Raw genomic sequence first — 26,907 nt, 5'->3', positions numbered from 1 at the left:
CGGCACCGCAACACGATTGGATGGGGATAAAACGACATTATTTCGCAAGTCATGCAACTATTTACTTTCGTTTTACTTTCGTATTTGACTTTTCGAAATTTAGTATTTATGCTTTCTCCAACAAACACTTTACTGACACTCCATGACTACCCTTCTTCAGCGTGACATTCAAACCTGGCGCGACATCGGCGGCCTGCACACGGCCGAGGAAATCGCCCACCAGCCGGCCATCTGGCGCGCGCTGGCCGGCATCTTGCGCAAGCAACAAGCCGGCCTGGCCGCCTTCCTCGGCGACGCGCTGTCCAATCCTGCGCAACGCGTCATCCTGACGGGTGCCGGCAGCTCGGCCTACGTGGGCGAAATCGTCGCCGACACCCTGAATGCGGCCTGGCCAGCGCAGATCCGCGCCATCGCCACCACAACTTTGCTGACGCACCACGAGCTGTACCTGGAAGCGCATGCGCCTACCCTGCTCGTCTCGTTTGCCCGCAGCGGCGACAGCCCGGAAAGCCTGGCGGCCGTGGAACTGCTGCGCCAGGTCGTGCCCGGCGCGCGCTTCCTGAACATCACTTGCAACGCCGATGGCAAGCTGGCGCGCCAGGGTGCCAATGACAGCAATACGTATAACTTGCTGATGCCGGAAGGCAGCTGCGACCGCGGCTTCGCCATGACCAGCAGCTTTAGCAGCATGCTGCTGGCGGCCCTGTCGGTACTGGGCCAGGACGTCGACTTGACGCGCCTGGAGACCCTGGCGCAGCTGGGCGAACAAGCGTTGCGCGACTGGTCGGCGCCTGTGGCGGAGCTGGGCTCGACACCCGTACAGCGCGTGGTCTACCTGGGCAGCGGCCCGCTGGAAGCGCTGGCCAAGGAAGCGGCCCTGAAAATCCTGGAATTGACGGGTGGCCGCGTGATGGCGATGGCGAATACCGCGCTGGGTTTCCGTCACGGCCCGAAATCGGCCGTCACCACGGAGTCCCTGGTGATCCTGCTGCGCAGCAGCAAGCCCTTGGCGCGCCAGTACGAAGACGACCTATTGAAAGAACTGCAGCGCGACAGCGTGGCGCAGCGCTGCCTGACGGTGGGCATCGGCGGCGACTTATCTGCCAACTTATCTGCCAACTTGTCGGCCGACGCGCCAGCCTGGCCCGACGCCTGGCTGGCCCCGCTGTGGCTGCTGATGGCGCAGCAATATGCGCTGCACCAGTCCGCGCTGCTGCAACTGCGCCCCGACAATCCATTCGCCGGCGGCATCGTCAACCGTGTCGTGCAGGGCGTTACCATCTATGGCCATGACCAATTCTAATTCCATCCAGGGCTTTCACGGCATCGACATCGGCGGCAGCAAGATGGAGCTGGTCGCCTTTGCCGACCGCGACGGCGCGCTGGCCGAGGTGTTCCGCGAACGGGTGGCCACGCCGGGCGACGATTTTGCCGCCTTCGTGCAGGCCATCGTCGACCTGGTGGCGCGCGGCGACGCGGCCCTGGGCACGACAGCGCCTGTCGGCATCGGTTTACCCGGCGTGATCGACAGCGCCAGCGGCCGGCAACTGAGCTCCAACGTGCCGGCCCTGAACGGCCGCCTCGTGGCGCAAACCCTGCAGCAAGCCTTGCAGCGCCCTGTCGCCATCGGCAACGATTGCCAGTGCTTCGCCCTGTCGGAAGCGCAAGGCGGCGCGGCCGACAATGCCGCCAGCATGTTCGGCGCCATTCTCGGCACGGGCGCCGGCGGCGGCTATTGCGTGGGCGGCCAGCTGCTGCGCGGCTTTAACGGCGTGGCCGGCGAATGGGGCCACTGGAGCCTGCCCGCCACCCTGCTGGCGCAGCATGGCCTGGCCGAATACGCCTGCCCGTGCGGCAAGACGGGCTGCCTGGAACGCTATGTCTCCGGCCCCGCCATGCGCAAAATCCACGCGCACTTTGGCGGCGACGGCGCCGAACCGCTGGCCATCGTCGCCCGTGCCAACATGGGCGACGCCGTGGCCCAGCGCACGGTGGCCGTGCACCTCGACGTGCTGGGCCACGCGCTGGCCGGCCTGGTGCTGGCCTACGACCCGCACGTCATCGTGCTCGGCGGCGGCCTGTCCAAGCTGCCGCACCTGTACGACAAGCTGCCGGCCGCCGTGAAGCGCCATTTGTTTCCCGGCGTCCACGTGCCGCCCATTTTGCCGCCCCGCTTTGGCGACGCCGGCGGCGCGCGCGGCGCGGCCCTTTTGATACGACAACATACGAAGGCGTCAACATGATGAAGCAAGTGGAAAACCCGACCTTTACCCTGTCCCCGATCCAGCAAGTGATCAAGGCGCACCGCCGCGGCGAACGCGTGGGACTGTACGCCGTGTGCTGCAGCCACCCGAGCGTGCTGCGCGCCGCCATGCGCGTGGCCAGCGAGTACGACACCGTGCTGCTGGTCGAAGCGACCTCGAACCAGGTCGACCAGTTCGGCGGCTACACGGGCATGACGCCGGCAGTTTTCCGCGACACCATGCTGGCACTGGCGCGCGAACAGGGTTTCCCCGCCAGCCGCCTGGTGCTGGGCGGCGACCATCTTGGCCCGAACGCCTGGCAGCACCTCGATGCGGCCACCGCCATGGCCCACGCCGAGACCCTGATCGCCGCGTATGCGGCGGCCGGTTTCCATAAAATCCACCTCGATTGCAGCATGCGCTGTGCCGACGATCCACTGCAGCTCGACGATGAAACCGTGGCCGCCCGCTCGGCGCGCCTGTGCCTCGTCGCCGAAGCGGCGGCTGCCGCCGCCGGCTTCGCGCCGCCCGTCTACGTGATCGGCACGGAAGTGCCGATACCCGGCGGTGAAGCATCGCTGGCACAAGCTGGCGCCGTCACCAGCCCGCAGGCCGCGCGCCGCACGCTGGACGTGCACCGCCGCGCCTTCCTCGATAACGACCTGCATGGCGCCTGGCGCCGCGTCATCGCCATAGTGGTGCAGCCTGGCGTCGATTTCGACCAGAGCAGCATCCAGCATTACGATGCGCTGGCGGCCGCCGAACTGTCGGCCTTCGTGGCCGAGCAGCCTGGCCTTGTGTTCGAAGCCCATTCCACCGACTACCAGCGCGAATCGGCCCTGCACGCCATGGTGCGCGACCATTTCGCCATCCTGAAAGTGGGGCCGGCCGCCACTTTCGCCCTGCGCGAGGCGCTGTACGCGCTGTGCCAGATCGAGCAGGAACTGCTGCCGGCGCACGCCACTTCGCAACTGATGCAGGTACTCGACGATGTGATGCTGGCCAAGCCGAAGCACTGGATCAAGCATTACCTGGGCACGCCGCAAGAACAGCGTCTGATGCGCCGCTACGGTTTGAGCGACCGTTGCCGCTATTACTGGGGCGAGCCGGAAGTGGCGGCCACCTTCGACAAGCTGCTGGCCAACCTGGACGCCCTGACGATTCCGCTGCCGCTGCTGAGCCAGCATTTGCCGGAACAGTACCTGGCCGTGGTGCAGGGCAGCCTGGCAGCCGAGGCACCGGCCCTGATCGAGCACAAGATCGGCAGCTTGCTGGCGCAATATGCGCGCGCCTGCAACCGCAATACGGCCGTCCCCGTCGTTGCCGAAGCGGCAATCTGTTAAGCTCGATATTTTCATTTTTACTGAGCCCGCCACCATGCGAAATACCAGCCAACGCCGTGAATCCATCCTCCAAATGCTTACCCAGCAGGGCTCGGTGCAAGTGACCGATCTGGTGGAAAAGCTCGGCGTGTCCGCGGTCACCATCCGCAGCGACTTGAATGCGCTGGAAGCGCAAGGCATGGCCACGCGCAGCCACGGCGGCGCGACCCTGACGCGCACGCCGCCACCCGAGCACACGATACGCCAGAAGGATGCCATCAACCACGAGCAAAAGGAGCGCATCGGCGCCTATGCGGCGCGGCTGGTGGAGCCGGGCGATAACATCATCATCGACTCGGGCACCACCACCATCTCTCTGGCGCGCCATCTGCGCGACGCGACGGGCGTAACGGTGGCCACGAATGGCCTCAATATCGCCTGGGAACTGGCCGATGCGCCCGGCGTGGACCTGATCCTGACGGGCGGCCTGCTGCGCAAGCAGTCGCTGTCGATCCAGGGCAGCCAGGCCGAAACCTGTTTGCAAGCCTACAGCTTCGACAAGCTGTTTCTGGGCGTGGATGGCTTCGACCTGCAATTTGGCGTCACCACCCACCACGAAGCGGAAGCAAGCCTGAACCACAAGATGGTGGAACGGGCGAAGAAAATCATCGTCCTCACGGACGCCTCGAAGTTCGGCCGCGTCAGCCTGCACCGCATCGTGCAGCTGGACCGCGTCGATACCGTCATCACCGATGCCAGCATCAGCCAGGAGTACCGCGAAGGGCTGCAAAAGCTGGGCATCGAACTTTTTATAGCGGAATAACACATGCTGAGCGGCAGAATCCTTACCCCATCTGGCTGGATCACGGGCACCATCACTTTTGACCAGCGCATCGTCCAGATACAAGAAGACCCTGCCGCCGACAGCGCGCTGACCATTTTGCCCGGCTTTATCGACCTGCACGTGCACGGCGCGGCCGGCGTCGACATCATGGAAGGCGGCAACGCGGGCGCCAGCGTGGCGCAGGTGCACGCGCGCCACGGCACCACGGCCCTCCTGGGCACCACCCTGACGGCGAAGGAGCCGTCGATCCTGCGCGCCCTGCAAGGCCTGGCCGGCGTCATCGCCGAGCGTCCGGCCAACGGCGCGCGCATGCTGGGCGTGCACCTGGAAGGCCCGTTTTTGAACTTGCACCGCCTGGGCGCGCAGCCGCCCGACGTGGTGCAAGCGAGCCTGGCGCTGGTGCAGCGCTTCCACGCCATCGCGCCCATCAAGGTACTCACCATGGCGCCGGAAATCCCCGGCCACCTGGAACTGATTCCGCAACTGGCGGCGATGGGCATCCGCGTGCAGATCGGCCACAGCGCCGGCACGTATGACGAAGGCGTGGCGGCCCTGAAAGCCGGCGTCTCCGGTTTTACCCACCTGTACAACGGCATGACGGGCATGACGCACTACGACCCCGGCATGGTGGGCGCGGCGCTGGCGCATGCCGAATACGCGGAAATCATCCCCGACCTGCAGCACGTGGCCAAGGGAGCCCTGCGCGCGGCCCTGCGCGCCATCCCGCGCCTGTATGGCGTGACGGACGCCACCTCGGCCACCGGCATGCCCGATGGCGAATACGGCCTGGGCACGCAGCGCGTCTACAAATGCCTGGGCTGCGTGCGCCTGGCCACGGGCTCGCTGGCCGGCAGCGTGCTGACCATGGACCAGGCCCTGCGCAATTTCGTCGAACTGGGACTGGACCTGGCCGACGCCTCGAACCGCTTGTCGCTATACCCGGCCGATTACCTGGGCGAATCCGCACGGGGCCGCCTGGCGCCGGGCGCCTGGGCCGATATCGTCGTCCTCGATCCCCAATTACAGCCAGTGTCCGTCTTCGTCGAAGGCGCGGCCATCGATCTTTCCACCCGCTAGATTCAGTCTCTAGACCCAGCCCCCAACCTCAACCCCGTCCCGGAGTTACCATGCACGACACTTCACACAAGGCCCCCGTGTGGGCCATGCGCTACCTGCTATTTATTGCCGGCATGGGGGGATTGCTGTATGGCATAGACATCGGCATCATCGCCGGCGCCCTTCCCTACCTGGAATCGACGGCCTCCGTGGCCTGGAAACTGACGGCCCAGCAGCTGAGCTTTATCGTCGCCGCCGTGCTATTGGGCTCAGTCCTGTCTTCGCTGTTCGCCGGCGCCCTGGCCGATATCCTCGGCCGGCGCTGGGTGATGTTCCTGGCCGGCGCCCTGTTCAGCGCCAGCATCCCGCTGATCGCCCTGGCCGACGGCTACACGCCGCTGCTGCTGGGCCGCCTGCTGCAAGGCATCAGCGGCGGCTTGATCGGCGTCGTCGTGCCCCTGTACCTGGCCGAATGCCTGCCCGCGCAACAGCGCGGACGCGGTGCGGCCCTGTTCCAGCTGCTGCTGACCATCGGCCTGGTGGCCGCCGCCCTGATCGGCCTGCAGCAGGCGCAGACGGTGGAAACGGCCACGCAGGCGGCGCAAGCCTTGCCGGAAGCGGGCCGCATCGCCGCCATCTTCACGGCCAAGGACCACGCCTGGCGCAGCATCTTCTGGGTCTGTTTGACGCCGGGCCTGGTGTTTACCATCGGCGCCCTGCTGCTGGCCGAATCGCCGCGCTGGCTGGCGCAACGGGGCCGCATCGAGCAGGCGCGCCAGTCGCTGCTGCGCACGCGCCTGCCCGCCGCCGCCGACATCGAACTGCGCGAGATGCAAGACACGCCGGAAAACGCGGCCAAGATCAGCGGCAAGGCCAGGGATCCGCTGCTGAGCCGCCGCTACGTGCTGCCCTTCCTGCTCGCTTGCCTGATCCTCGCCTGCACGCAGGCGACGGGCATCAATTCCATCCTCGCCTATGTCGTCAATATCTTGAACCAGGCGGGCCTGTCGGGCGCCTCGGCCAACATGGCGGACGTGTTATTGAAAGTACTCAATGCCGTGATGACGGTGGTGGCCGTGCTGCTGGTCGACCGCAAGGGCCGCAAATTCCTGCTGATGCTGGGCACGGGCGGCATCGTCGTCTCGCTGCTGGCGGCCGGGCTGCTGTTCCGCAGCGCCGAAGCGCACCTGGCCGATGTGCGTCCCGCCATCGCCGCCCAGGTACAAGCCGATGGCCTGACCCTGCAGCTCGATGCGCCCACCTTGACGGTCCTGGGCGCGGCGGCCGACGGCACGCCGCAGCAGCTGACCATCGCCTACGCCTACGGCCCCTTCACCAACGTGAAAAGCCTGCGCAGCGACGACCCCGTGCTGCGCCAGGTGTCCATCGCGCGCGACGACGCCGTGCAGGGCGACAGCGTGATCGGCGTGTTCTTCCGCAGGCTGCACCTGAACCCGTTCGCCGACCCGGCCGCCGGGCGCGAGGCGCCGCTGCGCATCGAGAAGGCCAGCCTGGGTCCCGTGCCCTCGTCCTCGCACGGCTGGCTGGTGGCGATTGCCATCTGCGTGTTCGTTTCCAGCTTTGCCGTGGGGCCGGGCGTATGCGTGTGGCTGGCCCTGTCCGAACTGATGCCGACGCGTATCCGCTCGAACGGCATGAGTATCGCGCTGCTGGTGAACCAGTTCGTCTCGACGGTGATCGCCGCCATCTTCCTGCCGACGGTGGGCTTGCACGGCTACTCCACGCTGTTCTTCTTCGGCGCCGGCTGCACCGTGCTGTATTTCCTGGCCGCGGCCTTCCTGCTGCCGGAAACCAAGGGCAAGACGTTGGAAGAAATTGAAGCGCACTTTTCAAAGTAAACCAAAGTAACCATTTGTAGCAATCTCCTTTCCAGCTCCGGACCACCGTCCGGGGCTGTTTTTTTGCCTGCTTTGCAAGTTTACGGGGCTGGCGCACACGGCACTGTACAGTTTTCCTTCTGGAATCAAGGGCGTGTGGGCTAGAATCTGGCTGCGTCGTGCTACTCACGAGGCGGCAATGGCGCCATGACAAAAACCACCAGGAGACACAGTGAGCTTATTTAGAACCAAGAATTTGGATGACATGATCGCCCACAGCAAGAAGCCGGGAGGACTGGCCAAGGTGCTGGGACCGTTCGACCTTGTCCTCATGGGCATAGGCGCCATCGTCGGCACGGGCATTTTCGTGCTCACCGGCACGGGCGCGCTGACGGCCGGCCCCGCCCTGTCGCTGTCGTTCGTCGTGGCCGCCGTTGCCTGCTGCTTCGCCGCCCTGTGCTATGCGGAATTTGCCTCCACCGTACCGGTGGCCGGCTCCATCTACACCTACAGCTATGCGACTCTGGGCGAGCTGGCCGCCTGGATGATAGGCTGGGACTTGCTGCTTGAGTACGGCCTGGCAGCGGCCGCCGTCTCCGTCGGCTGGTCCGGCTACTTCCAGTCGCTGCTGGCGGGCTTTGGCATCACCCTGCCTGCGGCCCTGACGGCCGCGCCGGGCGCCCTGCCCGGCGTGACGACCTTCATCAACCTGCCGGCCCTGGTCATCATGCTGCTGCTGACGGCCATGCTGGGCTGGGGCGTGCGCGAATCGGCGCGCCTGAACAACATCATGGTGGCCATCAAGGTGGGCGTGGTGCTGCTGTTCATCATCTTCGGCGCGCGCCACGTGCAGCCGGCCAACTGGCAGCCTTACATGCCGTTCGGCTACCACGGCATGCTGAGCGCCGCCGCCCTCGTCTTCTTCGCCTTCATCGGCTTTGACGCCGTCACCTCGGCCGCCGAGGAAGTCAAGAAGCCGTCGCGCGACTTGCCGATCGGCATCATCGGCTCGCTGGCCGTGTGCGCCGTGCTGTACGTGGTGGTCTCGGCCATCATGACGGGCATCGTGCCGTACCAGAAATTCCTCGGCGTCGACCATCCCGTCTCGCTGGCCCTGCAATATGCGGGTGAAAACTGGATCGCCGGCTTCGTCGACCTGGGCGCCATCCTCGGCATGACCACCGTGATCCTGGTGATGGCCTTCGGCCAGACGCGCATCATCTTCGCCATGTCGCGCGACGGCTTGCTGCCCAAGCGCCTGTCGACCGTGCATCCGCGCTTCCACACGCCGTTCTTCGCCACCTGGCTGGTGGGCATCGTCTTCGGCCTGATCGCCGCCGTGATCCCGCTCAACATCCTCGCCGAACTGATCAACATTGGCACCCTGGCCGCCTTCACCATGGTGTCGATTGCCGTGGTGGTGCTGCGCAAGAAGCGCCCTGACCTGCCGCGCGCCTTCCGCTGCCCCGGCGTGCCGTATGTGCCGGCGCTGGCCGTGATCCTGTGCGTGGGCCTGATGACTTTCCTCAGCTGGGTCACCTGGATGGCCTTTACCATCTGGCTGGTGATCGGCCTGGTCATCTACTTCGGCTACGCGCGCCGCCGTTCGCTGCTGCACCCGCCGCAGTAAAAAGTCCCGTGCAGCGACACCTCCTGTCGCTGCCGCAGTTAAGATGGCGGTCTCGCAACCACCGCAGGCCGCCATCCATGCAACCTTCCCCCGACCTCATCGCACAACTGGACCAGAGCACGGACCAGCTCAAGCGCGCGCGCCTGCGCAACATGCAGTGGCTGGCCGTCGGCCTGCTGCTGCTCGCCGCGCTGGTGTTTGCCGTGGCCCGCTCGCAGCGCGGCGGCCACCCCGCCTGGGGCTATGTGGAAGCATTCGCCGAAGCGGCGATGGTGGGGGCGATCGCCGACTGGTTCGCCGTGGTCGCCCTGTTCCGCCACCCGCTGGGCATCCCCTTGTGGCATACGGCCATCATCCCGAACAGCAAGGCGGACATCGGCCGCAGCCTGGGCGCCTTCGTGGAAAACCATTTCATTACCGAACAAGGCATCGCCGAGCGCATCGTGCAAGCCGACCCCGCCGCGCGCATGAAAGACTGGCTCAGTGACGAGCTCCACGCGCAGCAACTGGGCATGGCCAGCGCCGGCGTGGTGAAACAGCTGCTGGCGATGGCCGACCACGACACACTGGGCCGCCTGCTGCGTGACCAGGCCAGCAACTACCTGGGCCAACTGAATTTGTCGGAAGTGGCGGCCGACTGCCTCGACGCGCTGATCGCCGACGGCAAGCCGCAGGAACTGCTGGACTTCCTGCTCGACCGCAGCGCCGCCTACCTGGATGACGAGGCACATCACGCCGCCATCGGCGACTTCGTGCTGGGTGCCTTCCAGATCGAGAACGCGCTGGTGAAAAAAGCCGTGAAAGCGTATGAGCCGCGCATGATCGCCTCGCTGCAAAAGTTTGCCGTCGCCGTGCGCGTCGATGCGCAGCACCCGCTACGCCAGCGCATCGCCGGCTGGATCGCCGACAGCGCCTTGCACCTGAAAGCCGATCCGCACTGGCAAGAGACGGTGCGCCACTACCAGCTGCAGCTGATCGCCAGCGATACCGTGCAAGCCATGCTGGGCGACGTCTGGAACAACATCCGCACGCGCCTGCTGGCCGACCTGCACGCGGACCGGCCCGTGCTGGCGCAAGCCATCGCCAGCCTGGCGCGCAACACGGGCAAGGTGCTGGGCGAGGACAAAGCTGCGCGGGCATGGCTGAACGACGCCATCGTCGCCGGCAGCGGGTCGCTGGTGCGCCGCTACCGGGGCGAAGTGGGCGCCTTCATCGCCGCCCGCCTGGACCTGTGGAGCAAGGACGAAATGAGCGAGCGCATCGAACTGGCCATCGGGCGCGACCTGCAATTCATCCGCATCAACGGCACCATCGTGGGCGGCCTGGCCGGCTTGCTGATTTATTCAGTCAGCCAGGCGTTTTAAGCGCCGGTGGCGGGCGCGGGAAGCGTGACACCCAGCTGCACGGCCGGGCGAGCCGCCACGCGGGCATACCAGGCGCCCACGTGCGGCCAGGCGGAAAAATCAAAGCCGACCAGCTGCGCGATATGCAGCCAGCCAAAGCTGGCGATGTCGGCGATGGAATATTCGTCGCCGGCCAGATAGGCGTTGCCCGCCAGGCGGCCATCCATGGTGGCCAGCGCGGCCTCGCTCAATTGGCGAAAATGCGCCGTGGCGGCCGCATTTGCGCCCCCTTGCGCAATCTCGAAATGCACGCGCTGGCCCAGCATCGGCCCCATGCTGGCCGCGTGGAAGGCCAGCCAGGTGATGGCGGCCCAGCGCTGCTGCGGCTGCGCGGGCAGCAAGCGCCCCGTTTTCTCGGCCAGGTACAGTAGGATGGCGGCCGACTCGAACACGGCGATGCCCGTGTCGAGATCGACCAGCACGGGAATGCGCCCATGCGGATTGAGGGCCAGGAAGGCGGGCAGCCGGTGCTCGCCCTGTTCGATGCGCACATGGCGCAGCCGGTACGGCAAGCCCAGTTCGGCCAGCGCAATCGTGGCTTTGAAACCGTTCGGCGAGCTGTCGGTGTAGAGTTCCATCATGCTGCCGCCTCCTGCCGCGCGGCCTTGCCGGGCAGGATGGCGATGGCGCATGCCAGGCCCGCTGCCACCAGGCAGGCGGAAACGAGGATGGCGGCGCTGTAGCCTTGTGCGGCCGTTCCGCCGCCTGCCAGCACGGCAATGCTGACAGCCACGCCCACGGCCAGGCCGACGGCCGATCCGACTTCCTGGGTGGTGGTCAGCATGCCGCCCGCCAGGCCATGGTCCGCTTCCGGCACGCCATCGATGCCGGCCACGGTCCAGGCGGGAAACGCCAGGCCATAGCCGATGCCGGCCAGTACGCTGCCTGGCAGGATGGCAAAGCCCCACGAGGCGAGCGTGGCCAGCGACGCGCCCAGCAGGGCCAGGCCGCCGATGAACAGCAGCATGCCGCCGACGATGACGGGCTTGGTGCCGCAGCGGGCGATCAGCGCCGGTCCGGCCCAGGCGCTGGCCAGGGTAAAGGCGACGGCCATCGGCAGCAAGCCCAGTCCCGTGCGCGTGGCGGAAAACGCCAGCACTTCCTGCATGGCCAGCGCCACCACGACAAAGGTAGGGCCCAGGGCCATATTGGCCAGCAGGGACACGATATTCGCGCCGCCCGTGGAGCGGCGCCGGAACACGGCCAGCGGCATCAGCGGCGCGGCAACGCGTCCCTCCACCCACACGAACAGCGCCAGCAAGGCCAGCGCAAGCGCAAGCAGGGCAAAAGTGAACGGATGCGCCAGTCCCACATGCTCGCTATTGGCAAAGGCAAACACCAGCGTTGCCGCGCCTGACGCCACCAGCAGCGCGCCCCACACGTCGAGGGTGCCGCCAGCCGCAGCGGTATCGGCATCGGGCCGGCCCAGGGGCAAGGCCGGCGACAGCGCCAGCACCAGCAAGCCGACGGGCACATTAATCCACAGCACCCAGCGCCAGCCCAGCATATCCGTGATGAAGCCGCCCAGGATCAGGCCCGCGACAAAGCCGCTGGCCGCCACGGCCGTCCAGGCACCCAGCGCCCGGTTGCGCCGGGACGGTTCGGGAAACACGGCCAGCAGCAGGGAGAATGCGGCCGGCGAAAACATGGCGGCGCCAAAGCCCTGCAGCGCGCGCGTGGCCACCAGCATGGCCGGGCTGTGCGCAAAGCCGCCCAGCAGGGACGCCGCCGTAAACAGGACCACGCCCATGAGAAAGACGCGGCGGCGGCCGAACATGTCGGCCGCGCGCCCGCCCAGCAGCAGGAAGCCGGCGATGGCCACGCCATACGCATTGATCACCCATTGCAGGCCGCCGGGCGTAAAGCCCAGACTTTGCTGGATTTGTGGCAGGGGAATCATGGTGATGGAGAAATCGAGCAAGGCGACGAATTGCGTGGTGCACAGCAAAACCAGGCAAAGTTGCCTATGTGAAAGTAACATGGAGATCCTATCGATATAGTTTTACTCGGCGTCAAAACAACGCCGCATCCCCCTATAATGCGTTTTTTAAGAGCGAAACTGAAACGATGATTTTTCGCTCGCAACTATAGAAAAACTATATCGATGAAGCATCCTTTACCGCTCCAGGCCCTGCGCGCCTTTGTCGAAGTGGGCCAGCGCGGCAGCATCAAGGCGGCCGCCGAGGCGCTGCACGTGACGTCGGGCGCCGTCAGCCAGCAAATCCGCCTGCTGGAAGAGCGGGTCGGCATGCCCCTGTTTACCCGCGAACGCCAGGGCTTGCGCCTGACCGAGGCGGGTGCCATGGTCCACCCCGCCCTGCTGGCCGCATTCGCGCAGATCGCCAGCGCCAGCCAGGCACTGGAAGACCTGGGTGGGCGACAGACGCTCACCGTCAGCACGGTGGCCACTTTTGCGGCCGCCTGGCTGGTGCCACGGCTGGGCCGCTTCAACCAGCGCCATCCGCATATCGAGGTGCGCGTGGAAGCGACATCCGCACTGGTGGACCTGCGTCGCGACCGGGTCGACGTGGCGCTGCGCCACGGCCTGGGCGACTATCCGGGCCTGCAGGTGACGCGCCTGATGGCGCCCGTGCTGGTGCCCGTTGCCAGCCCCGCCCTGATGGCGGACCAGCCGCCCATCGCCACGCCGGCCGATTGCCTGCGCTACCCGCTGCTGCACGATACGGACCGCGCCGACTGGCCCTTGTGGCTGGCAGCGCATGGCGCGCCGGACGGCAGTGCCGATGCGGCGCGGGCGCTGCGCGGCTCCGCCTTCGAAGATGATTTTCTGTTGATCCGCGCAGCCGAAGCGGGCCAGGGCCTGGCCCTGGTGCCGCAGCTGTACGCGCAGGAAGAAATCGCCGCCGGGCGCCTGCTGCAAGTGCTGGACTTGCCCTGGCCCGCGCGCTTTGCCTATTACCTGGTGGCGCGGCCCGATGCGGCCACACGTCCCGCCATACAGGCATTCATCGCATGGATCTGCGAGGAGGCGCAGGCCACCGGCGCAGGCGGCTAAAGCGCCCCATCTGCGGCCGCGCACGACACCACACCGCACACGGTGCTGAACAACATCGGCATGCCGGCGCGCCCCGTGGCGATGCAGGTCACGGCCGGTATCACAGCCAATAACAGGGCCAGGCAGGCAATCGCCTGCAGGCGCCGCACGGGTGAGCGGAACACGCCCGCGCCCGGTCCTTGCGGATGGCGCGCGCTGCCGGACGGCGGCTGGTCCTTGTACAGCGCCTCGCTGCGCCTTGCACGTATTTTCGTAAGCATGTCCGTCTCCTCCATCCACAGTGATCCGCCTGGCATGTCAGGCCGTGCGCGCCACACGCGTGCCGATCTGCATGCCTTCTATTTTGCTGCATAAATTTACCAAATACAATAAATAAATCCACAAAGAAAATAGTTTTCCATCAATAGACACACGACATAAGGGAAAAATCACCCCGACAGATAGCGAAAATACCTACAACACGCTGCCACTTCCGTCAAGACTTGAATTTATTTGTGCGTAAAAAACCAAATAAATCATGAAAATCATAATATTCGTTGAAATCATTTTTATTTGATGTATGATGATTCTTAAGGAAATATCAAGGCGATGCAGCGGTGCTCTTTGCTTCGATCGCCCGGCATCTCTGCCTTCTTTGTAGGGGACAAGCACATGAACAAAATCCTGGCCTTGCGCCTGCTTAACGCCGCCGACGCCGCCATCATCATCGATGCGGCTTCACGCATCCGCTATGCAAACGACGCCATGTATGCGCTGAGCGGCTATGCCCCGGGCAGCCTGTCGGGCCAGCAGATCGAGACGCTGCTGCCCGATTCGGTGCGCAAGCAGCATGGCGCACAGATCGGCGCCTATCTGGCCGGCGACAGGAAGTCCACGGTACTCGGGCACAAGCGCCATTTCGCCATACGCCACCACGATGGGACGATGCTGCCCATCGTGCTCAAGGCCATGGACCTGGGCAAGCTGGACGACGAAAACTATCTGGGCGCCTTTTTCATCGACGAGCGCCACGAACGCGCCATCAAACAGCAGAATATGGCCCGCTGGCAGCAGTTGCAGCACATCGCCCTGAGCGACCCCCTGACCCACCTGCCGAACCGCCGCGCCTTCGAGATCGAAGCCGTGCGTTCGGCCGCGCGGGCCAGTCGCGCGGGCAGTGCGATGACCATCGGCATCGCCGACATCGATTTCTTCAAGAAGGTCAATGACCGGCATGGCCACGCCGCCGGCGACGCCGTGCTGCAAGCCATCGCGGCCGCGCTGCAGTCCCAGGCACGGGCATCCGATGTCGTCGCCCGCGTGGGCGGCGAGGAATTCGGCTTGCTGTTCCCGCATACGGACATGACGATGGCGTACAAGGTGGCCGAACGCATCCGCCTTGCCGTGGCCGCAACGTGCGTCGACTTCGAGCACACGTCCATCACGGCGACGATCAGCATCGGCCTGGCGTCGCTGCCCAACAACGGCGATTGGAAAGCCTGTTTCATGCAAGCCGACGCCGCGCTGTACCAGGCCAAGAGCAATGGCCGCAACCGCACCGAGCAGATTTGAGCACCAGCCGGTCACCCTCGCAGTTTCATGCATCACGCATCACCTGACAGGAGCAAACACATGGAAACCACCACGACACATGCCGCGGCAGCTAGCCAACTGACACAAGCGGGCGCCCGGGAATTACTGGTCTTTGGCCTGGGCAATGAGGAGTACGCCATCGACATCGGCCTGGTGCAGGAAATCCGCGGCTACGGCGCCGTGACCCATATGGCCAATGCGCCCGCCTTCCTCAAGGGTTTCATCCACCTGCGCGGCAACATCGTGCCGCTGATCGACCTGCGCATCGCACTGGGCCAGGCCGAGCCCGCGTACGACGCCTCGACCGTGGTGATCATCCTCATCTTCGCGCATGGCGCCACCGGCATCGTGGTCGACCGCGTGGCCGATGTGGTGCCGCTGGCACCGGCACAGATCAAGCCGCCGCCGCAGCTGCATGGCTCGGCGATGGCCGGCCACGTAACAGCCATCGGCAGCCTGGACGAACGCATGCTGATCGTGCTCGACATGAACAGCCTGCTGTCGGGCCTGGGCGTGCAAGCCACGGGCAAACTGGCTGCCTGAGGCGGCCATCGCCATCGGGTCAGCTACCTGACCGCCAACCTCCGGAGACACCATGAGCATCCTGATCGTCGATGACAACGACACCAACCTGAACCTGCTATCGACCCTGGCGCGCAAGGCCAGCAGCATCGAGCCCGTCTGCATGAACGACCCCATCGATGCGTTGTACTGGTGCGAGTCGCATGTGCCGGACCTGGTCCTGCTCGACTACCGGATGCCCAGCCTGTCGGGCAACGAATTTCTCAGCATCTTCCGCAAAATGCGGGGCATGGCCGACATCCCCATCATCATGGTCACCACCGAAAACGACCGCGCCGTGCGCAAGCAGGCCTTTTCGCTCGGTGTCACGGAGTTTCTCACCAAACCCGTCGATACCATCGAATTCAGCCTGCGCGTGCGCAATCTGCTGGCCCTGCGCATGGCGCAAACCTTGCTGGCCGACCGCGCCAAGCTGCTCGAGCATGAAGTGCGCCAGGCCATCGCCAACGTCACGGCGCGCGAGATGGAACTGGTCACGCGCCTGGCGCGGGCGGCCGAATTCCGCGACCCCGAAACGGGCGCCCACATCATGCGCATGGCGCGCTATTCGGCCCTGATCGCCAGGAAACTGGGCATGGATGCGCACTGGCAGGAACTGCTGCTCAAGGCGGCACCCATGCACGACGTGGGCAAGCTGGCCACGCCCGACCATATCCTGCTCAAGCCGGGCCGGCTGGACCCCCAGGAAATGGCCATCATGCGCCAGCATGCGGAAATCGGCGGCAAGATCCTCGCCGGCAGCGATGCCCCACTGATCCAGCTGGCCGAGGAAATCGCCCGCGGCCACCACGAAAAATACGATGGCAGCGGCTATCCGGGCGGCCTGGCGGGCGAACAGATACCGCTGTCGGCGCGCATCGTCGCCGTGGCCGATGTCTTCGACGCGCTCACCTCGGAACGCCCGTACAAGCCGGCCTGGCCCGTGGAACAGGCGCGCCTGTTCCTGCAGCAGAACAAAGGCAGCCATTTCTGCCCGGACTGTATCGACGCCTTCCTGGGTGCCTGGGACGAGGTGCTCGATATCCGCAACAGCCTGCCCGACCCCGTCCAGCACCCTGCCCACCCACTGTAAGCGAGGACCCTGCCATGCGCGTGCAACAACTGATCCTGAAAAACCGTGCCGACATCGATGCCGTACTGGCGCCCCTGGCCGCCATGCAGCCGCAGCTGGTGCTGGTGTTTGGCGCCTGCGCCTATTTTTCCACCCCCGAACTGACGGCGGCGCTGCGCCGCCAACTGCCCGGCGCCGTGATCGCCGGCTGTTCCACGGCCGGCGAGATCGCCGGCAAGCGCGTCTACGACGGCAGCTGCGTCATCACCGCCATCAGCTTCGCGCACACGGCAGTGGCGATTGCCGACGCCATCATCTGCGACATGGCGGACTCGCACGAGGCGGGCCAGCGCCTGGCGCAGGCGCTGCCGCAGGACGGCCTGACGGCGGTCTTCATGCTGGGCACGGGCGTGGCCATCAACGGCAGCGCCCTGATTGCCGGCCTGCAGGCGCATCTGCCCCCGGGCGTCACCATCTCGGGCGGGCTGGCTGCCGACGGCGGCGCCTTCCGCCAGACCTGGACCCTGGGTCCGCGCGGCGCGGCCGACAATGCCATCGTCGCCGTCGGCCTGTACGGCGAGCATATCCGCCTCGGCTATGGCAGCCATGCGGGCTGGGAAGCATTCGGCCCCGCGCGCAAGGTGACGCGCTGCGTCGACAACGTGCTGTATGGCCTCGATGGCGCGCGCGCGCTGGACATCTACAAACTGTACCTGGGCGACCATGCGCGCGACCTGCCCGGCTCGGGGCTGCTGTTTCCGTTTGAAATGCTCTCGGCGGCGCATGAAAAAAGCAATGTGTTTCGCACCATCCTCGCCGTCGATGAAGAACAGGGTTCGCTGACCCTGGCCGGCGACATCCTCGCCGACGGCTACCTGAAATTGATGCATTCCAGTACCAACCGGCTGATCGACGGAGCCGAAATGGCCGCGCGCGGTGTCAAGCTCCACCCCGATACGCTGGGCGACCAGCTGGCCCTGCTGGTCAGCTGCGTGGGGCGCAAGCTGGTCATGGGCGACCGGGTCGAGGAAGAGGTCGAGGCGGTGGCCGAGGTGCTGGGCCGCGGCGCCACCTGTATCGCCGGTTTTTATTCGAACGGCGAAATCGGCATCACGCAGCCGCATGGCGCATGCCAGCTGCATAACCAGACGATGACCGTGACTGTGCTGAGCGAAACATGAACCGCACCCTGGCACGCCAATTGAGCCGCGTCTGCGATATCGACTCGGAAAGCGCCTGCATCGCCTTGCTGGAACAGGCCCAGGCATTGGCGGCGCAAGCGGGCACGCCGCCCGAACTGGCCGCTTTCCTGGCCGGCCTGCCGGCCCTGCTGCTGCGCATCGACGGCAGCTACGAACAGGCCGAACGCGACCTGGACTTGCGCTCGCGCAGCCTGGAACTGAGTTCGACAGAACTGAGCATGACCAATGACCTGCTGCGCACGGAACTGGCCAGCCGCAACCGCGTCCTGCAATCGCTGCGCGTGGCGGCCGTGCGCCTGCTCGACAACGACGATTCCGGGCTGCATTTGCCGCAGGAAGGCGATATCGAGGGCCTCTCGGTGCTGCTCGCCGAGCTGATATCGCAGCAGGAATTGCGCCGCATCGAACTGCAGAACCAGCGCTTTGCGATGGACCAGCATGCCATTGTCAGCATCACCGACACGGCCGGCGTCATCATTTACGTCAACGACAAGTTCTGCGCCATCAGCGGGTACACGCGCGAAGAGCTGGTCGGCAAGACGCACCGCCTGATCAATTCGCACACGCATCCTGACGCCTACTTCGCGCAGATGTGGCAAACCATCACCACGGGCCAGGTCTGGCATGGCGAGATCTGCAACCACGCCAAGGATGGCGGCCAATACTGGGTCGACGCCACCATCGTACCCTTCCTCGACGCCGCCGGCGAACCCTATCAGTACATCGCCATCCGCACGGAAATCAGCGACAGCAAACGCATGGCCGAGACCATCGCGAAAAGCGAGCGCGAATACCGCAATGTCGTCAACAGCCTCCATGAAGTGGTCTTCCGCACCGACCTGAACGGCGCCTGGACCTTCCTGAACCCCGCCTGGCACACCATCACCGGCTTCGACACCGCAGACAGCCTGGGCAAGCATGTGTTGCAATTCATCGATGCGCGCGACCGCGAGCGCGCCGCCGCCGGCCTGTCCCAGCTACTGAGTGGCCAGGTGGACAGCATGCGCCATGAAGCGCGCTACGTCACCCGCGACGGCGACGTGCGCTGGGTCGACGTGTGCGCGCGCGCCGAACGCGATGGCCAGGACCGCCTGACCGGCGTCACCGGCAGCCTGACCGACATCACGGAGCGGCGCCTGGCGGCACGCGAGCTGCGGCACAACCTCAATTTTGTCGACGCGCTGATCGAAACCATTCCTATCCCTTTGTACCTGAAGGATGTACAGGGCCGCTACCTGCGCGCCAACCGCGCCTATTGCGCCTTCTTCCAGCGCGCGCAGGCGGACATCCTGGGCAAGACGGTAGCCGACATCCTGCCGCAGCAGGAGGCGCAGCAAGTGCTGCAGCGCGACCTGGAACTGCTGCAGGAGCGCGGCAACCAGACGTATGAAGAGCGGCTGAGCGTCGGCGCGCGCCAGGTCGATGTGCTGTTCAGCAAGGCTGCCCTGCTGAAGTCCGATGGCAGCCTGCACGGCCTGGTCGGCACCATCGTCGACATTTCCAGCCAAAAGGCGGCTGAACGGGCGCTGCTGCTGGCCAAGGAAGTGGCCGAATCGGCCAGCCGCTCGAAGAGCGAATTCCTGGCCAACATGAGCCACGAGATCCGCACGCCGATGAACGGCATCCTGGGCATGACGGACCTGGTGCTCGACTCCGAACTCGACGTCCACCAGCGCAAATACCTGGAAATCGTCAAGGCTTCGGCCGACGCCCTGCTATGCATTATCAACGACATCCTCGATTTCTCGAAGATCGAGGCGGGCATGCTGACCCTGGAAAGCATCCCTTTCAAACTGCGCCATCTGATGCAGGAAACCATGCGCGCACTCGCCATGCGGGCCCAGGCCAGCGGCCTGGAGCTGGTGCTCGACATCGATCCCGCGCTGCCGCACACCTTGCTCGGCGACCCTGGCCGGCTGCGCCAGATCCTCACCAACCTGGCGGGCAACGCCATCAAGTTCACGCCGCGCGGCGAAGTCACTGTCAGTGCCCGGCTGCGCGCCAGCGGCGATGGTATGGCCCAGCTGCAGCTGTGCGTGCGCGACACCGGCATCGGCATCGCCGCCGACATGCAGGAGGCCGTCTTCGACGCCTTCCAGCAGGAAGACGGTTCGACCACGCGGCGCTTCGGCGGCACGGGACTGGGCCTGTCGATCACGCGCCGACTGGTCAGCATGATGGGCGGCAGCATCAGCCTGTCGAGCGAACTGGGCAAGGGCAGCAGCTTCAGCGTCGACCTGGCCCTGCCCATCGGCGAGAATCAGCCTTGCCTGCCGCCGCCGGGCACCTCGCTGGCGGCGCGGGCGATCCTGCTGGTCGACGACAATTCCAGCAGCCTGACCATCCTGCGCAAGATCTTCGAGCACAGCGGTGCCAGCGTCATCGCCTGCGAGTCGGGCGAGGCGGCGCTGGAACACTGCCGCAGCGCCCTGCCGGCCGACTGCATCATCATGGACTTTGCCATGCCCGGCATGAATGGCTTCGACACGGCATCGGCGCTGGCCGCCCTGCCCCACTGGAGCCAGGTGCCCATCGTCATGCTGTCGTCCAGCGGCAGCCTGGGTGACGCGGCGCGCTGCCGCGAACTGGGCATCGACGGCTATCTGCTCAAGCCGGCCAGCCCCGATGAATTGCTGGCCATCACCATGAGCGTGCTGGGTACCTGCCGCGGCATGCCCGGTGCCACCCCCGTGATCACGCGCCATGCCGTGCGGGAAAGCATGCCTGGCCTGGACGTCCTGCTGGTCGAGGACAACGCCATGAACCGCGAACTGGCCACCGTGCTGCTGTCGAATGCGGGCCACCGGGTCACGCATGCGGCGAACGGCCACGAGGCGCTCGACCGTCATGCCGCCGCCCATTTCGACATGATCCTGATGGACTTGCAGATGCCGGAAATGGGCGGCTTCGAAGCCACCGCGCAGATACGCCAGCGCGAAGCGCAAGGCATGCCGAAAAGCGTCATCATTGCCATGACGGCCAGCGCCTTCGAAGGCGACCGCGAACGCTGCATCGCCGGCGGCATGGACGATTACCTGTCCAAGCCTTTCCGCACCGCCGCCTTCCAGCGCCTGATCGAGCAGCATGTATTGCAAATCAGCAAGCTGCCGCTGCCGCCCGCCATGGCGTCGCAAGTGGCAGTGCTGGCCACCCGCAGCGCGCCGCCCTTCGACTACGGCGCCGCGCTGGCCGACGCCGACGCCGAGGTGATCGCCATCATCGGCGCCTCCTTCCTGGCCGGCTTGCCGGAGCAGCTGGCCGCCTTGCGCGCAGCCCTGCAGGCGGGCGACCGGCCCACCGCGAGCCGGCAGGCACATACCCTGGCCGGCTTGCTGGCCAACTTCCATGCCATCCCCGCCGTCGCCATCGCCGCAGCCATCGAGCGCGAGGCGGCACAGGCCCCGCAGGAGGCCTTGCTGGCGCGCCTCGCTGCGCTGGAGGAACAGTCGCGGCTGTTCCTCCAGGAAACAGGCGCGGCCATCGAGGTGACAAGCCAGACGCTGCACGCATCGGGGCAAACTTGATGTAGATCATAATTTTTTGAACAAGCTCTTGCTATCCTGTAAAAAAATGACAGGAGTCCTGAATGAGCAAGACGCAGGCGAGCAATGTGGAGCAAAAAGTTGAACATGAGCGCCTGGGCAGCGCCTGGCAAGGCGTGCCGGTGCCCGACTATCCGGAGAACGCGCCCGAAGGCGCCACCCTGGACCTGCTGCTGAACGCCTGGCTGGGCAAGTTCACGGGCGGCATTTCGCCGGCCGCACTGGGCAACGCCTATGCCGACTGGCTCAGCCACCTGGCGCTGGCGCCATCGAAGCAGCTGACCTTGCTGCAAGAAGCGTGGAAGAAGATCGCTCGCTGGCAACAGTACGTGCTGCAGTCGGCGCAGAGCGGCGGCGCCGGTGCGCCGCCGTGCATCGCGCCGCTGCCGCAGGACCGGCGCTTCGAGGATCCCGCATGGCAGCGCTGGCCGTACAACCTGGCCTACCAGGGCTTCTTGCTGCAGCAGCAGTGGTGGCACCGCGCCACCACGGGCGTGCGCGGCGTCTCGCCGCACCACGAAGATGTCGTCACGTTCACCGTGCGCCAGTGGCTCGACATGCTGGCGCCGTCGAACTTCATGCTGACCAATCCCGTGGTGCAGCAAACAACCCTGGCGAGCGGTGGCGCCAGCCTGGCGAACGGCGCGCAGCACCTGGCCGACGACTTGCGCCGCGTCGCCATGGGCGCGCATGCGCCCGACCTGCGCAGCTACAAGGCAGGCGAGAACGTGGCCGTCACGCCCGGCAAGGTGGTCTACCGCAATGACCTGATCGAGCTGTTGCAGTACGCGCCGGCGACGGCTAGCGTGCATGCCACGCCGCTGCTGTTCGTGCCGGCCTGGATCATGAAATACTACATACTCGACCTGTCGCCGCACAATTCGCTGGTGCGCTACCTGGTGCAGCAGGGCCACACGGTGTTCATGATTTCCTGGAAAAATCCGCTCGAGGAAGACCGCGAGCTGTCGCTGGAAGACTACCGCCAGCTGGGCGTGATGGATGCGCTCGACGCCGTTGCCCGCATCACGGGCGCGCCGCAGGTGCACGCGACCGGCTACTGCCTGGGCGGCACCCTGCTGGCAATTGCCGCCGCCAGCATGGCGCGCGACGGCGATACACGCCTGGCCAGCCTTACCATGCTGGCGTCGCAGGTGGACTTCAAGGAACCGGGCGAACTGTCGCTGTTCATCGACGACAGCCAGGTGAGCTTCCTGGAAGCGGCCATGTGGAAGCAGGGCTATCTCGACACTAAGCAGATGGCGGGCGCCTTCCAGCTGCTGCGTTCGAACGACCTGATCTGGTCGCGCCGGCTGCGCCATTACCTGCTCGGCCTCGATGAGCAGGACAGCGACCTGATGGCCTGGAATACGGACGCCACGCGCATGCCCTGCCGCATGCATTCGGAATACCTGCGCCGTTTGTTCCTGCACAACGACCTGGCCGAAGGCCGCTACCGCACGGCAGGGCGCCACATCGCCCTGCCCGACATCGATGCCCCCATCTTTGCCGTCGGCACCCTGACGGACCACGTGGCGCCATGGCGCTCCGTGTATAAACTGCAGCTGCTGACCGACACGGACGTCACCTTTCTGCTCACCTCGGGCGGCCACAATGCGGGCGTGGTCTCGCCGCCGGGCCAGGCGCGCCGCAGCTACCAGCTGGCCACGCACCCCCACGACGCGCCCTACATCGACGCGGACAGCTGGCAGCGCGACGTGCCGCACCACGACGGTTCGTGGTGGCCCGCCTGGCAAGCCTGGCTGGCAGAGCGCTCGGGCGCGCAGGTGGCGCCGCCGGCCATGGGGCCAGACCTGGGCGACGCACCAGGCAACTACGTGCTGCAAACTTGATAACCGACTTCCGACAACCGAGGAAAACGCCATGCCCTACACTACCCTGCTGGTCCACGTCGACAATTCCCGCCACTGCGCCCAGCGCATCCGCCTGGCCGTGCGCTTGGCCATTGCCGAAGGCGCCCACCTGATCGGCTCGGCCATGAGCGGCCTCTCGCGCTATGCGTATGGCGGCGGCGTCAACGCGCTGCAGTTTGCGCCGGCGCAGATGCAGGCGCTGCGCAGCCAGGCCAGCGAGGCCTTGCATGAATTCGAGCGCATCGCCCGCGAAGAAGGCCTGGGCACCTACGAAACGCGCTTCGTCGACGACGACGCGCAAGGCGCGCTGCTGCTGCAGGCGCGCTATTGCGACTTGCTGATACTCGGCCAGACGGACGCGCAGGACACGCCCTCGCGCGTCATCGCCGGCACGCCCGAATACCTGATGCTGCATTGTGGCCGGCCCGTGCTGATGGTGCCGCACGCGCCGTCCGCCGCGCTATCGGATATTGCGCAGCACCCGCTGCTGGCCTGGAACGGCAGCGCCGAAGCGCTGCGCGCCATCACCGATGCGCTGCCGCTGCTGCAACGCGCGCGGCAGGTGACCCTGGCCGTCGTCAATTCGCACACCCAGCCGGCCGCGCACGGCGAGCAGCCGGGCGCCGACCTGGCCCTGTACCTGGCGCGCCACGGCGTCAACGTCGAAGTGCTGCAGCACGACACGCCGCACGGTCAGGACGTGGGCGCGGCCCTGCTGGCCATGGCGGCGCAGCGCCAGTGCGACCTGATCGTGATGGGCTGCTACGGCCACATGCGCCTGCGCGAAGCGCTGCTGGGCGGCGTCACGCGCACGGTGTTGCAGGACATGACCTTGCCGGTGCTGGTGTCGCACTGACGGCGTCAAGCTGCCGGGGTGCCGAACAGCGCACCAATGCCCGATGCCGCCGCCATCGACAGCGCGCTCCAGAACACCACGCGCAGCACGCCCCGGCCCACGCGCGCGCCGCCGGCCCTGGCGGCCAGGCCGCCGAGCAAGGCCAGCGATAGCAGCGACGCCACGACGATGGCCGGTGCCAGCATGGACAGCGGCGCCAGCAGCACCACCAGCAGCGGCAACGCCGCGCCGACGGCAAAGCTGAGCGCCGAGGCCAGCGCCGCCTGCAGCGGGCGCGCGCGCATGCTCTCCGTGATGCCCAGTTCATCGCGCGCATGCGCGCCGATCGCATCGTGCGCCGTCAGCGCCCTGGCCACCTGCGCGGCCAGCGCCGGTTCCAGGCCGCGCGCCACATAAATGTGCGTCAGCTCGTGCAGCTCCCCCTTGGGATCGTCGAGCAGCTCGCCGCCCTCGCGCTCCAGCGCCGCCTGTTCCGTATCGGCCTGCGACTGCACCGAGACATATTCGCCCGTGGCCATCGACATGGCGCCCGCCACCAGGCCGGCCACGCCGGCCACCAGAATGCTGTCGTGCGTGGCGTGCGCCGCGACCACGCCCAGCACCAGGCTGGCCGTCGAGACGATGCCGTCATTGGCGCCCAGCACGGCGGCGCGCAGCCAGCCCACGTTGTCCATCCGGTGAAACTCGCGGTGTCGCAATGGCATATTCGCTCCTTTATGTATGCATGGGCGCGTCGGCGGGCGCTGGAAAGCGCACCGTCACCACCAGGCCCGTGCCGTCCGGCCCGGCGGCCAGCTGCACGCTGGCGCCATGCGTTTCGGCGATGCGCCGCACGATCGACAAGCCCAGGCCGCTGCCCGGCTGGTGCGCGCCGGCGGCGCGGAAAAAACGTTCGAACACGCGCTCGCGCAACTGCTCGGCGATACCGGGCCCCGTGTCGCTCACGCGCAGCAGCACGCCATCGGCCTCGCTACGGCAGGCCAGCACCAGCGTGCCGCCAGCCGGGGTGTAGCGCATGGCATTGTCCATCAGGTTGCGCGCCAGGATCAGGACATGGTCCGGCTGCAGACGGCATGGCGCCGTGGCCAGCTCGGCCCGCAGCAGCAGATCCTGGCGCTGCGCCTGTGCCATCCAGGCGGGTAGCTGTTCGGCCAGCACGGCGGCCAGGTCCAGCACGGGCAGGTCGGGCGGCGGCTGCGACTGCGGGTCGAGCCGGGACAGGGTCAGCAACTGCCCCACCAGGCGCGTGGCGCGGTCCACGCTCAGCCCCAGGCCCATCACGGATTCCTTGCGCTCGGCATCGCTGCGCGCGCGCTGCAGCACCTGCAGGTTGGTCTTGATGGCCGCCAGCGGCGTGCGCAGTTCATGCGCGGCATCGGCCGTGAAGCGCTGCTCCTGCTCGCGCGTCTGACGCACGCGCACGAACAGGCGGTTGATGGCCTGCAGCAGCGGCTGCACTTCCAGCGGCGCGCCCGTCACACTGACACTGGCGAGATCGTCGGGCGTGCGCAGCGCCACTTCATCGGCGCTACGGCGCAGGGCGCGAAACACGCGGTTGATGCTCCACCAGATGGCCAGTGCCGCCAGGGCCGCCATCGGCAAACCGATGGCCAGCAGCTTCAGGGCGAAGCGGCTGCTGATTTCCTGGCGGTGGCTGGCCGGTTCCGCCACCTGGATCTGCAGCTGCGCGTTGTGATTCCAGCTCGTGTAGATGCGCCACAGGCGGCCATCGTTGTCGTGCCAGCTGTAGCCCACGTCGGCCGGCGCGGCGAACGCCCGGTCCGGCGCGCCGGCGTTCTTGTACAGCAGGCGCTGCTGCGCATCCCACACCTGGAACAGCAGATACTGGCGGTGGTTGCGGTTCTGCGCCACCGGCATCACCAGCGATGTGTTCGCGCCATGCTCCTGCACCTCGTGCTCGGCCAGGGAGAGCAGCAAATGGCCCGTCTCGGCCAGCGACTGGTCGAACAGTTCCTGGCTTTCGCGGCCCGCTTCCAGATACACGATGGCGGCGCTGAAGCCCCACAAGATGAACGTCAGTCCCAGCAACACGGCCAGCAGCGTGCGCCGCAGCGACCATGCGCCCGCGTTACCCGGGATGGCGGGCATCACGGACACGCCTGCACATCGGGCGCAGCGGGCTTGTCGATGCTGTAGCCGATGGCATGCACGGTGCGGATCAGCGCTTTGCCCAGTTTGCGCCGCAAATGGTGGATATGCACCTGCAGCGCGTTGCTGTCGATTTCCTCGCCCCAGCTGTAGACGCCCTCTTCCAGCTGCACGCGGCTCAGGATGCGCCCGCGCTGCTCGACGAGCATCAGCAGGATGCTAAACTCCTTGCCCGTCACGGGCACCTCCACGCCGCCCTGGCGCACCTGGCGCGCGGCGACGTCGATGACGATATCGCCGTGCACGAGTTCCTCGTGCGTGCGCCCGGCCACGCGGCGGCAGGCGCTGCGCATGCGCGCCGCCAGCTCATCGAGGTCGAAAGGCTTGACGATGAAGTCATCCGCGCCCGCATCCAGGCCCGTCACGCGGTCGACGATCTGATCGCGCGCCGTGACGATCAGGATCGCCCCGTCATAGCCGCCGCGGCGCAAGGTCGCCAGCGCCTGCATGCCATCCTCGCCCGGCAGGGCCAGGTCGAGCAACAGACAGCCATAGCGGTGCAGGCGCACGGCCATATGCGCGCTTTCAGCCGACTGCACCCAGTCGACCGCATAGCCGGCCTGCTCCAGCCCCATCTGCGTGGCGCGCCCCAGCTGGGGGTCGTCTTCTATCAGCAATATGCGCATCGTAGCCTGTCCTGTCGGGGAATTTCATGCTGGCAGCGTAGGCGCCGGACATTAAGAACTTCTTAACATCTGCTGGCGACCATC

22 protein-coding genes are annotated in these 26,907 nt (G+C 66.3%); 16 read left to right on the top strand and 6 right to left on the bottom strand.

Translation table 11 applies throughout. The features are described from left to right. The first annotated feature begins 142 nt into the window (after nucleotides 1–142). The 8 genes from FJQ89_RS03385 to FJQ89_RS03350 all read left to right on the top strand — a co-directional run bounded on the left by FJQ89_RS03385 (nucleotide 143) and on the right by FJQ89_RS03350 (nucleotide 10,297). A complete protein-coding gene (locus tag FJQ89_RS03385; RefSeq protein ID WP_141169043.1) occupies nucleotides 143–1,303 on the top strand; it encodes an AgaS family sugar isomerase in 1,161 nt (386 codons plus the stop codon). Then, nucleotides 1,290–2,243 (top strand): ROK family protein, encoded by a 954-nt coding sequence (locus tag FJQ89_RS03380; protein WP_205704560.1) that lies wholly within the window; start codon nucleotides 1,290–1,292, stop codon nucleotides 2,241–2,243. The genes FJQ89_RS03385 and FJQ89_RS03380 overlap by 14 nt, the downstream gene beginning before the upstream one ends. Next, complete coding sequence (locus FJQ89_RS03375) at nucleotides 2,243–3,586, top strand: D-tagatose-bisphosphate aldolase, class II, non-catalytic subunit (RefSeq protein WP_205704615.1); 1,344 nt, start codon at nucleotides 2,243–2,245, stop codon at nucleotides 3,584–3,586. The genes FJQ89_RS03380 and FJQ89_RS03375 overlap by 1 nt, the downstream gene beginning before the upstream one ends. 73 nt (nucleotides 3,587–3,659) lie before the next feature. Then, nucleotides 3,660–4,388, top strand: a complete 729-nt coding sequence (gene agaR, locus FJQ89_RS03370) for a transcriptional repressor AgaR (RefSeq protein WP_243136400.1) — start codon at nucleotides 3,660–3,662, stop codon at nucleotides 4,386–4,388. A gap of 3 nt (nucleotides 4,389–4,391) precedes the next feature. Then, a complete protein-coding gene (locus FJQ89_RS03365; protein ID WP_141169041.1) occupies nucleotides 4,392–5,486 on the top strand; it encodes an N-acetylglucosamine-6-phosphate deacetylase in 1,095 nt (364 codons plus the stop codon). A 50-nt stretch (nucleotides 5,487–5,536) separates the two neighbouring features. Next, on the top strand, nucleotides 5,537–7,324 hold the full coding sequence (locus FJQ89_RS03360) for an MFS transporter (RefSeq protein WP_141169040.1): 1,788 nt from the start codon (nucleotides 5,537–5,539) through the stop codon (nucleotides 7,322–7,324). Nucleotides 7,325–7,535: 211 nt separating this feature from the next. Beyond that, entirely contained in the window at nucleotides 7,536–8,933 is a 1,398-nt protein-coding gene (gene bcaP / locus FJQ89_RS03355; protein WP_071077564.1) for a branched-chain amino acid transporter BcaP, read from the top strand. A gap of 77 nt (nucleotides 8,934–9,010) precedes the next feature. Then, on the top strand, nucleotides 9,011–10,297 hold the full coding sequence (locus tag FJQ89_RS03350; protein WP_141169039.1) for a DUF445 domain-containing protein: 1,287 nt from the start codon (nucleotides 9,011–9,013) through the stop codon (nucleotides 10,295–10,297). On the opposite strand, the gene FJQ89_RS03345 is transcribed toward FJQ89_RS03350, so the two are convergent. Continuing rightward, nucleotides 10,294–10,917 carry a glutathione S-transferase family protein gene (locus FJQ89_RS03345; protein WP_141169038.1) on the bottom strand — a complete coding sequence of 208 codons (624 nt, stop codon included), beginning with the start codon at nucleotides 10,915–10,917 and terminating at the stop codon, nucleotides 10,294–10,296. The two genes, FJQ89_RS03350 and FJQ89_RS03345, sit on opposite strands and share 4 nt — an antisense overlap. Further along, complete coding sequence (locus tag FJQ89_RS03340; protein ID WP_141169037.1) at nucleotides 10,914–12,317, bottom strand: MFS transporter; 1,404 nt, start codon at nucleotides 12,315–12,317, stop codon at nucleotides 10,914–10,916. The genes FJQ89_RS03345 and FJQ89_RS03340 overlap by 4 nt, the downstream gene beginning before the upstream one ends. Before the next feature lie 123 nt (nucleotides 12,318–12,440). Here FJQ89_RS03340 and FJQ89_RS03335 point away from each other — a divergent pair, with 123 nt between their 5' ends. After that, entirely contained in the window at nucleotides 12,441–13,352 is a 912-nt protein-coding gene (locus FJQ89_RS03335) for a LysR substrate-binding domain-containing protein (RefSeq protein ID WP_141169036.1), read from the top strand. On the opposite strand, the gene FJQ89_RS03330 is transcribed toward FJQ89_RS03335, so the two are convergent. Continuing rightward, nucleotides 13,349–13,612, bottom strand: a complete 264-nt coding sequence (locus FJQ89_RS03330) for a hypothetical protein (RefSeq protein WP_141169035.1) — start codon at nucleotides 13,610–13,612, stop codon at nucleotides 13,349–13,351. The two genes, FJQ89_RS03335 and FJQ89_RS03330, sit on opposite strands and share 4 nt — an antisense overlap. A gap of 391 nt (nucleotides 13,613–14,003) precedes the next feature. Here FJQ89_RS03330 and FJQ89_RS03325 point away from each other — a divergent pair, with 391 nt between their 5' ends. The 7 genes from FJQ89_RS03325 to FJQ89_RS03295 all read left to right on the top strand — a co-directional run bounded on the left by FJQ89_RS03325 (nucleotide 14,004) and on the right by FJQ89_RS03295 (nucleotide 24,028). Continuing rightward, complete coding sequence (locus FJQ89_RS03325) at nucleotides 14,004–14,903, top strand: GGDEF domain-containing protein (protein ID WP_168208349.1); 900 nt, start codon at nucleotides 14,004–14,006, stop codon at nucleotides 14,901–14,903. 60 nt (nucleotides 14,904–14,963) lie between these two features. Continuing rightward, on the top strand, nucleotides 14,964–15,467 hold the full coding sequence (locus tag FJQ89_RS03320; RefSeq protein WP_141169033.1) for a chemotaxis protein CheW: 504 nt from the start codon (nucleotides 14,964–14,966) through the stop codon (nucleotides 15,465–15,467). Nucleotides 15,468–15,519: 52 nt separating this feature from the next. Next, a complete protein-coding gene (locus FJQ89_RS03315; RefSeq protein ID WP_141169032.1) occupies nucleotides 15,520–16,578 on the top strand; it encodes an HD domain-containing phosphohydrolase in 1,059 nt (352 codons plus the stop codon). A 14-nt stretch (nucleotides 16,579–16,592) separates the two neighbouring features. Beyond that, nucleotides 16,593–17,738, top strand: a complete 1,146-nt coding sequence (locus FJQ89_RS03310) for an FIST signal transduction protein (protein ID WP_141169031.1) — start codon at nucleotides 16,593–16,595, stop codon at nucleotides 17,736–17,738. Continuing rightward, a complete protein-coding gene (locus FJQ89_RS03305; RefSeq protein WP_141169030.1) occupies nucleotides 17,735–21,283 on the top strand; it encodes a PAS domain S-box protein in 3,549 nt (1,182 codons plus the stop codon). Before FJQ89_RS03310 ends, FJQ89_RS03305 begins: the two co-directional genes overlap by 4 nt. A gap of 62 nt (nucleotides 21,284–21,345) precedes the next feature. Next, nucleotides 21,346–23,151 (top strand): PHA/PHB synthase family protein, encoded by a 1,806-nt coding sequence (locus FJQ89_RS03300; RefSeq protein WP_141169029.1) that lies wholly within the window; start codon nucleotides 21,346–21,348, stop codon nucleotides 23,149–23,151. A gap of 31 nt (nucleotides 23,152–23,182) precedes the next feature. Beyond that, nucleotides 23,183–24,028, top strand: a complete 846-nt coding sequence (locus tag FJQ89_RS03295) for a universal stress protein (protein ID WP_141169028.1) — start codon at nucleotides 23,183–23,185, stop codon at nucleotides 24,026–24,028. A 5-nt stretch (nucleotides 24,029–24,033) separates the two neighbouring features. Here the strand turns inward: FJQ89_RS03295 and FJQ89_RS03290 are convergent, their stop codons facing one another. From FJQ89_RS03290 to FJQ89_RS03280, 3 genes are read right to left on the bottom strand one after another with little or no spacing between them, the layout of a single operon-like run. Continuing rightward, nucleotides 24,034–24,732 (bottom strand): VIT1/CCC1 transporter family protein, encoded by a 699-nt coding sequence (locus FJQ89_RS03290; protein ID WP_141169027.1) that lies wholly within the window; start codon nucleotides 24,730–24,732, stop codon nucleotides 24,034–24,036. 10 nt (nucleotides 24,733–24,742) lie between these two features. Then, complete coding sequence (locus FJQ89_RS03285) at nucleotides 24,743–26,137, bottom strand: ATP-binding protein (RefSeq protein WP_243136399.1); 1,395 nt, start codon at nucleotides 26,135–26,137, stop codon at nucleotides 24,743–24,745. Beyond that, complete coding sequence (locus FJQ89_RS03280) at nucleotides 26,137–26,823, bottom strand: response regulator (RefSeq protein ID WP_141169025.1); 687 nt, start codon at nucleotides 26,821–26,823, stop codon at nucleotides 26,137–26,139. Before FJQ89_RS03280 ends, FJQ89_RS03285 begins: the two co-directional genes overlap by 1 nt. Nucleotides 26,824–26,907: the final 84 nt, after the last annotated feature.

Origin of the sequence: Janthinobacterium tructae, from assembly GCF_006517255.1 — a bacterium.
Lineage (GTDB): Bacteria > Pseudomonadota > Gammaproteobacteria > Burkholderiales > Burkholderiaceae_D > Janthinobacterium > Janthinobacterium tructae.
The sequence above is the reverse complement of the archived record's forward strand: the minus strand, read 5'-3'. Positions and strand labels throughout refer to the sequence as shown.

Excerpts from the sequence above, each read along its gene's own strand:
- FJQ89_RS03310 (WP_141169031.1), top strand. The coding sequence starts at position 16,593 with ATGCGCGTGCAACAACTGATCCTGAAAAACCGTGCCGACATCGATGCC.
- FJQ89_RS03350 (WP_141169039.1), top strand. The coding sequence starts at position 9,011 with ATGCAACCTTCCCCCGACCTCATCGCACAACTGGACCAGAGCACGGAC.
- FJQ89_RS03325 (WP_168208349.1), top strand. The coding sequence starts at position 14,004 with ATGAACAAAATCCTGGCCTTGCGCCTGCTTAACGCCGCCGACGCCGCC.
- FJQ89_RS03335 (WP_141169036.1), top strand. The coding sequence starts at position 12,441 with ATGAAGCATCCTTTACCGCTCCAGGCCCTGCGCGCCTTTGTCGAAGTG.
- FJQ89_RS03380 (WP_205704560.1), top strand. The coding sequence starts at position 1,290 with ATGACCAATTCTAATTCCATCCAGGGCTTTCACGGCATCGACATCGGC.
- FJQ89_RS03330 (WP_141169035.1), bottom strand. The coding sequence starts at position 13,612 with ATGCTTACGAAAATACGTGCAAGGCGCAGCGAGGCGCTGTACAAGGAC.
- FJQ89_RS03285 (WP_243136399.1), bottom strand. The coding sequence starts at position 26,137 with ATGCCCGCCATCCCGGGTAACGCGGGCGCATGGTCGCTGCGGCGCACG.
- FJQ89_RS03315 (WP_141169032.1), top strand. The coding sequence starts at position 15,520 with ATGAGCATCCTGATCGTCGATGACAACGACACCAACCTGAACCTGCTA.
- FJQ89_RS03290 (WP_141169027.1), bottom strand. The coding sequence starts at position 24,732 with ATGCCATTGCGACACCGCGAGTTTCACCGGATGGACAACGTGGGCTGG.
- FJQ89_RS03280 (WP_141169025.1), bottom strand. The coding sequence starts at position 26,823 with ATGCGCATATTGCTGATAGAAGACGACCCCCAGCTGGGGCGCGCCACG.
- FJQ89_RS03300 (WP_141169029.1), top strand. The coding sequence starts at position 21,346 with ATGAGCAAGACGCAGGCGAGCAATGTGGAGCAAAAAGTTGAACATGAG.
- FJQ89_RS03360 (WP_141169040.1), top strand. The coding sequence starts at position 5,537 with ATGCACGACACTTCACACAAGGCCCCCGTGTGGGCCATGCGCTACCTG.
- FJQ89_RS03385 (WP_141169043.1), top strand. The coding sequence starts at position 143 with ATGACTACCCTTCTTCAGCGTGACATTCAAACCTGGCGCGACATCGGC.
- FJQ89_RS03375 (WP_205704615.1), top strand. The coding sequence starts at position 2,243 with ATGAAGCAAGTGGAAAACCCGACCTTTACCCTGTCCCCGATCCAGCAA.
- agaR (WP_243136400.1), top strand. The coding sequence starts at position 3,660 with ATGCTTACCCAGCAGGGCTCGGTGCAAGTGACCGATCTGGTGGAAAAG.
- FJQ89_RS03295 (WP_141169028.1), top strand. The coding sequence starts at position 23,183 with ATGCCCTACACTACCCTGCTGGTCCACGTCGACAATTCCCGCCACTGC.
- FJQ89_RS03345 (WP_141169038.1), bottom strand. The coding sequence starts at position 10,917 with ATGATGGAACTCTACACCGACAGCTCGCCGAACGGTTTCAAAGCCACG.
- FJQ89_RS03305 (WP_141169030.1), top strand. The coding sequence starts at position 17,735 with ATGAACCGCACCCTGGCACGCCAATTGAGCCGCGTCTGCGATATCGAC.
- FJQ89_RS03320 (WP_141169033.1), top strand. The coding sequence starts at position 14,964 with ATGGAAACCACCACGACACATGCCGCGGCAGCTAGCCAACTGACACAA.
- FJQ89_RS03340 (WP_141169037.1), bottom strand. The coding sequence starts at position 12,317 with ATGTTACTTTCACATAGGCAACTTTGCCTGGTTTTGCTGTGCACCACG.
- FJQ89_RS03365 (WP_141169041.1), top strand. The coding sequence starts at position 4,392 with ATGCTGAGCGGCAGAATCCTTACCCCATCTGGCTGGATCACGGGCACC.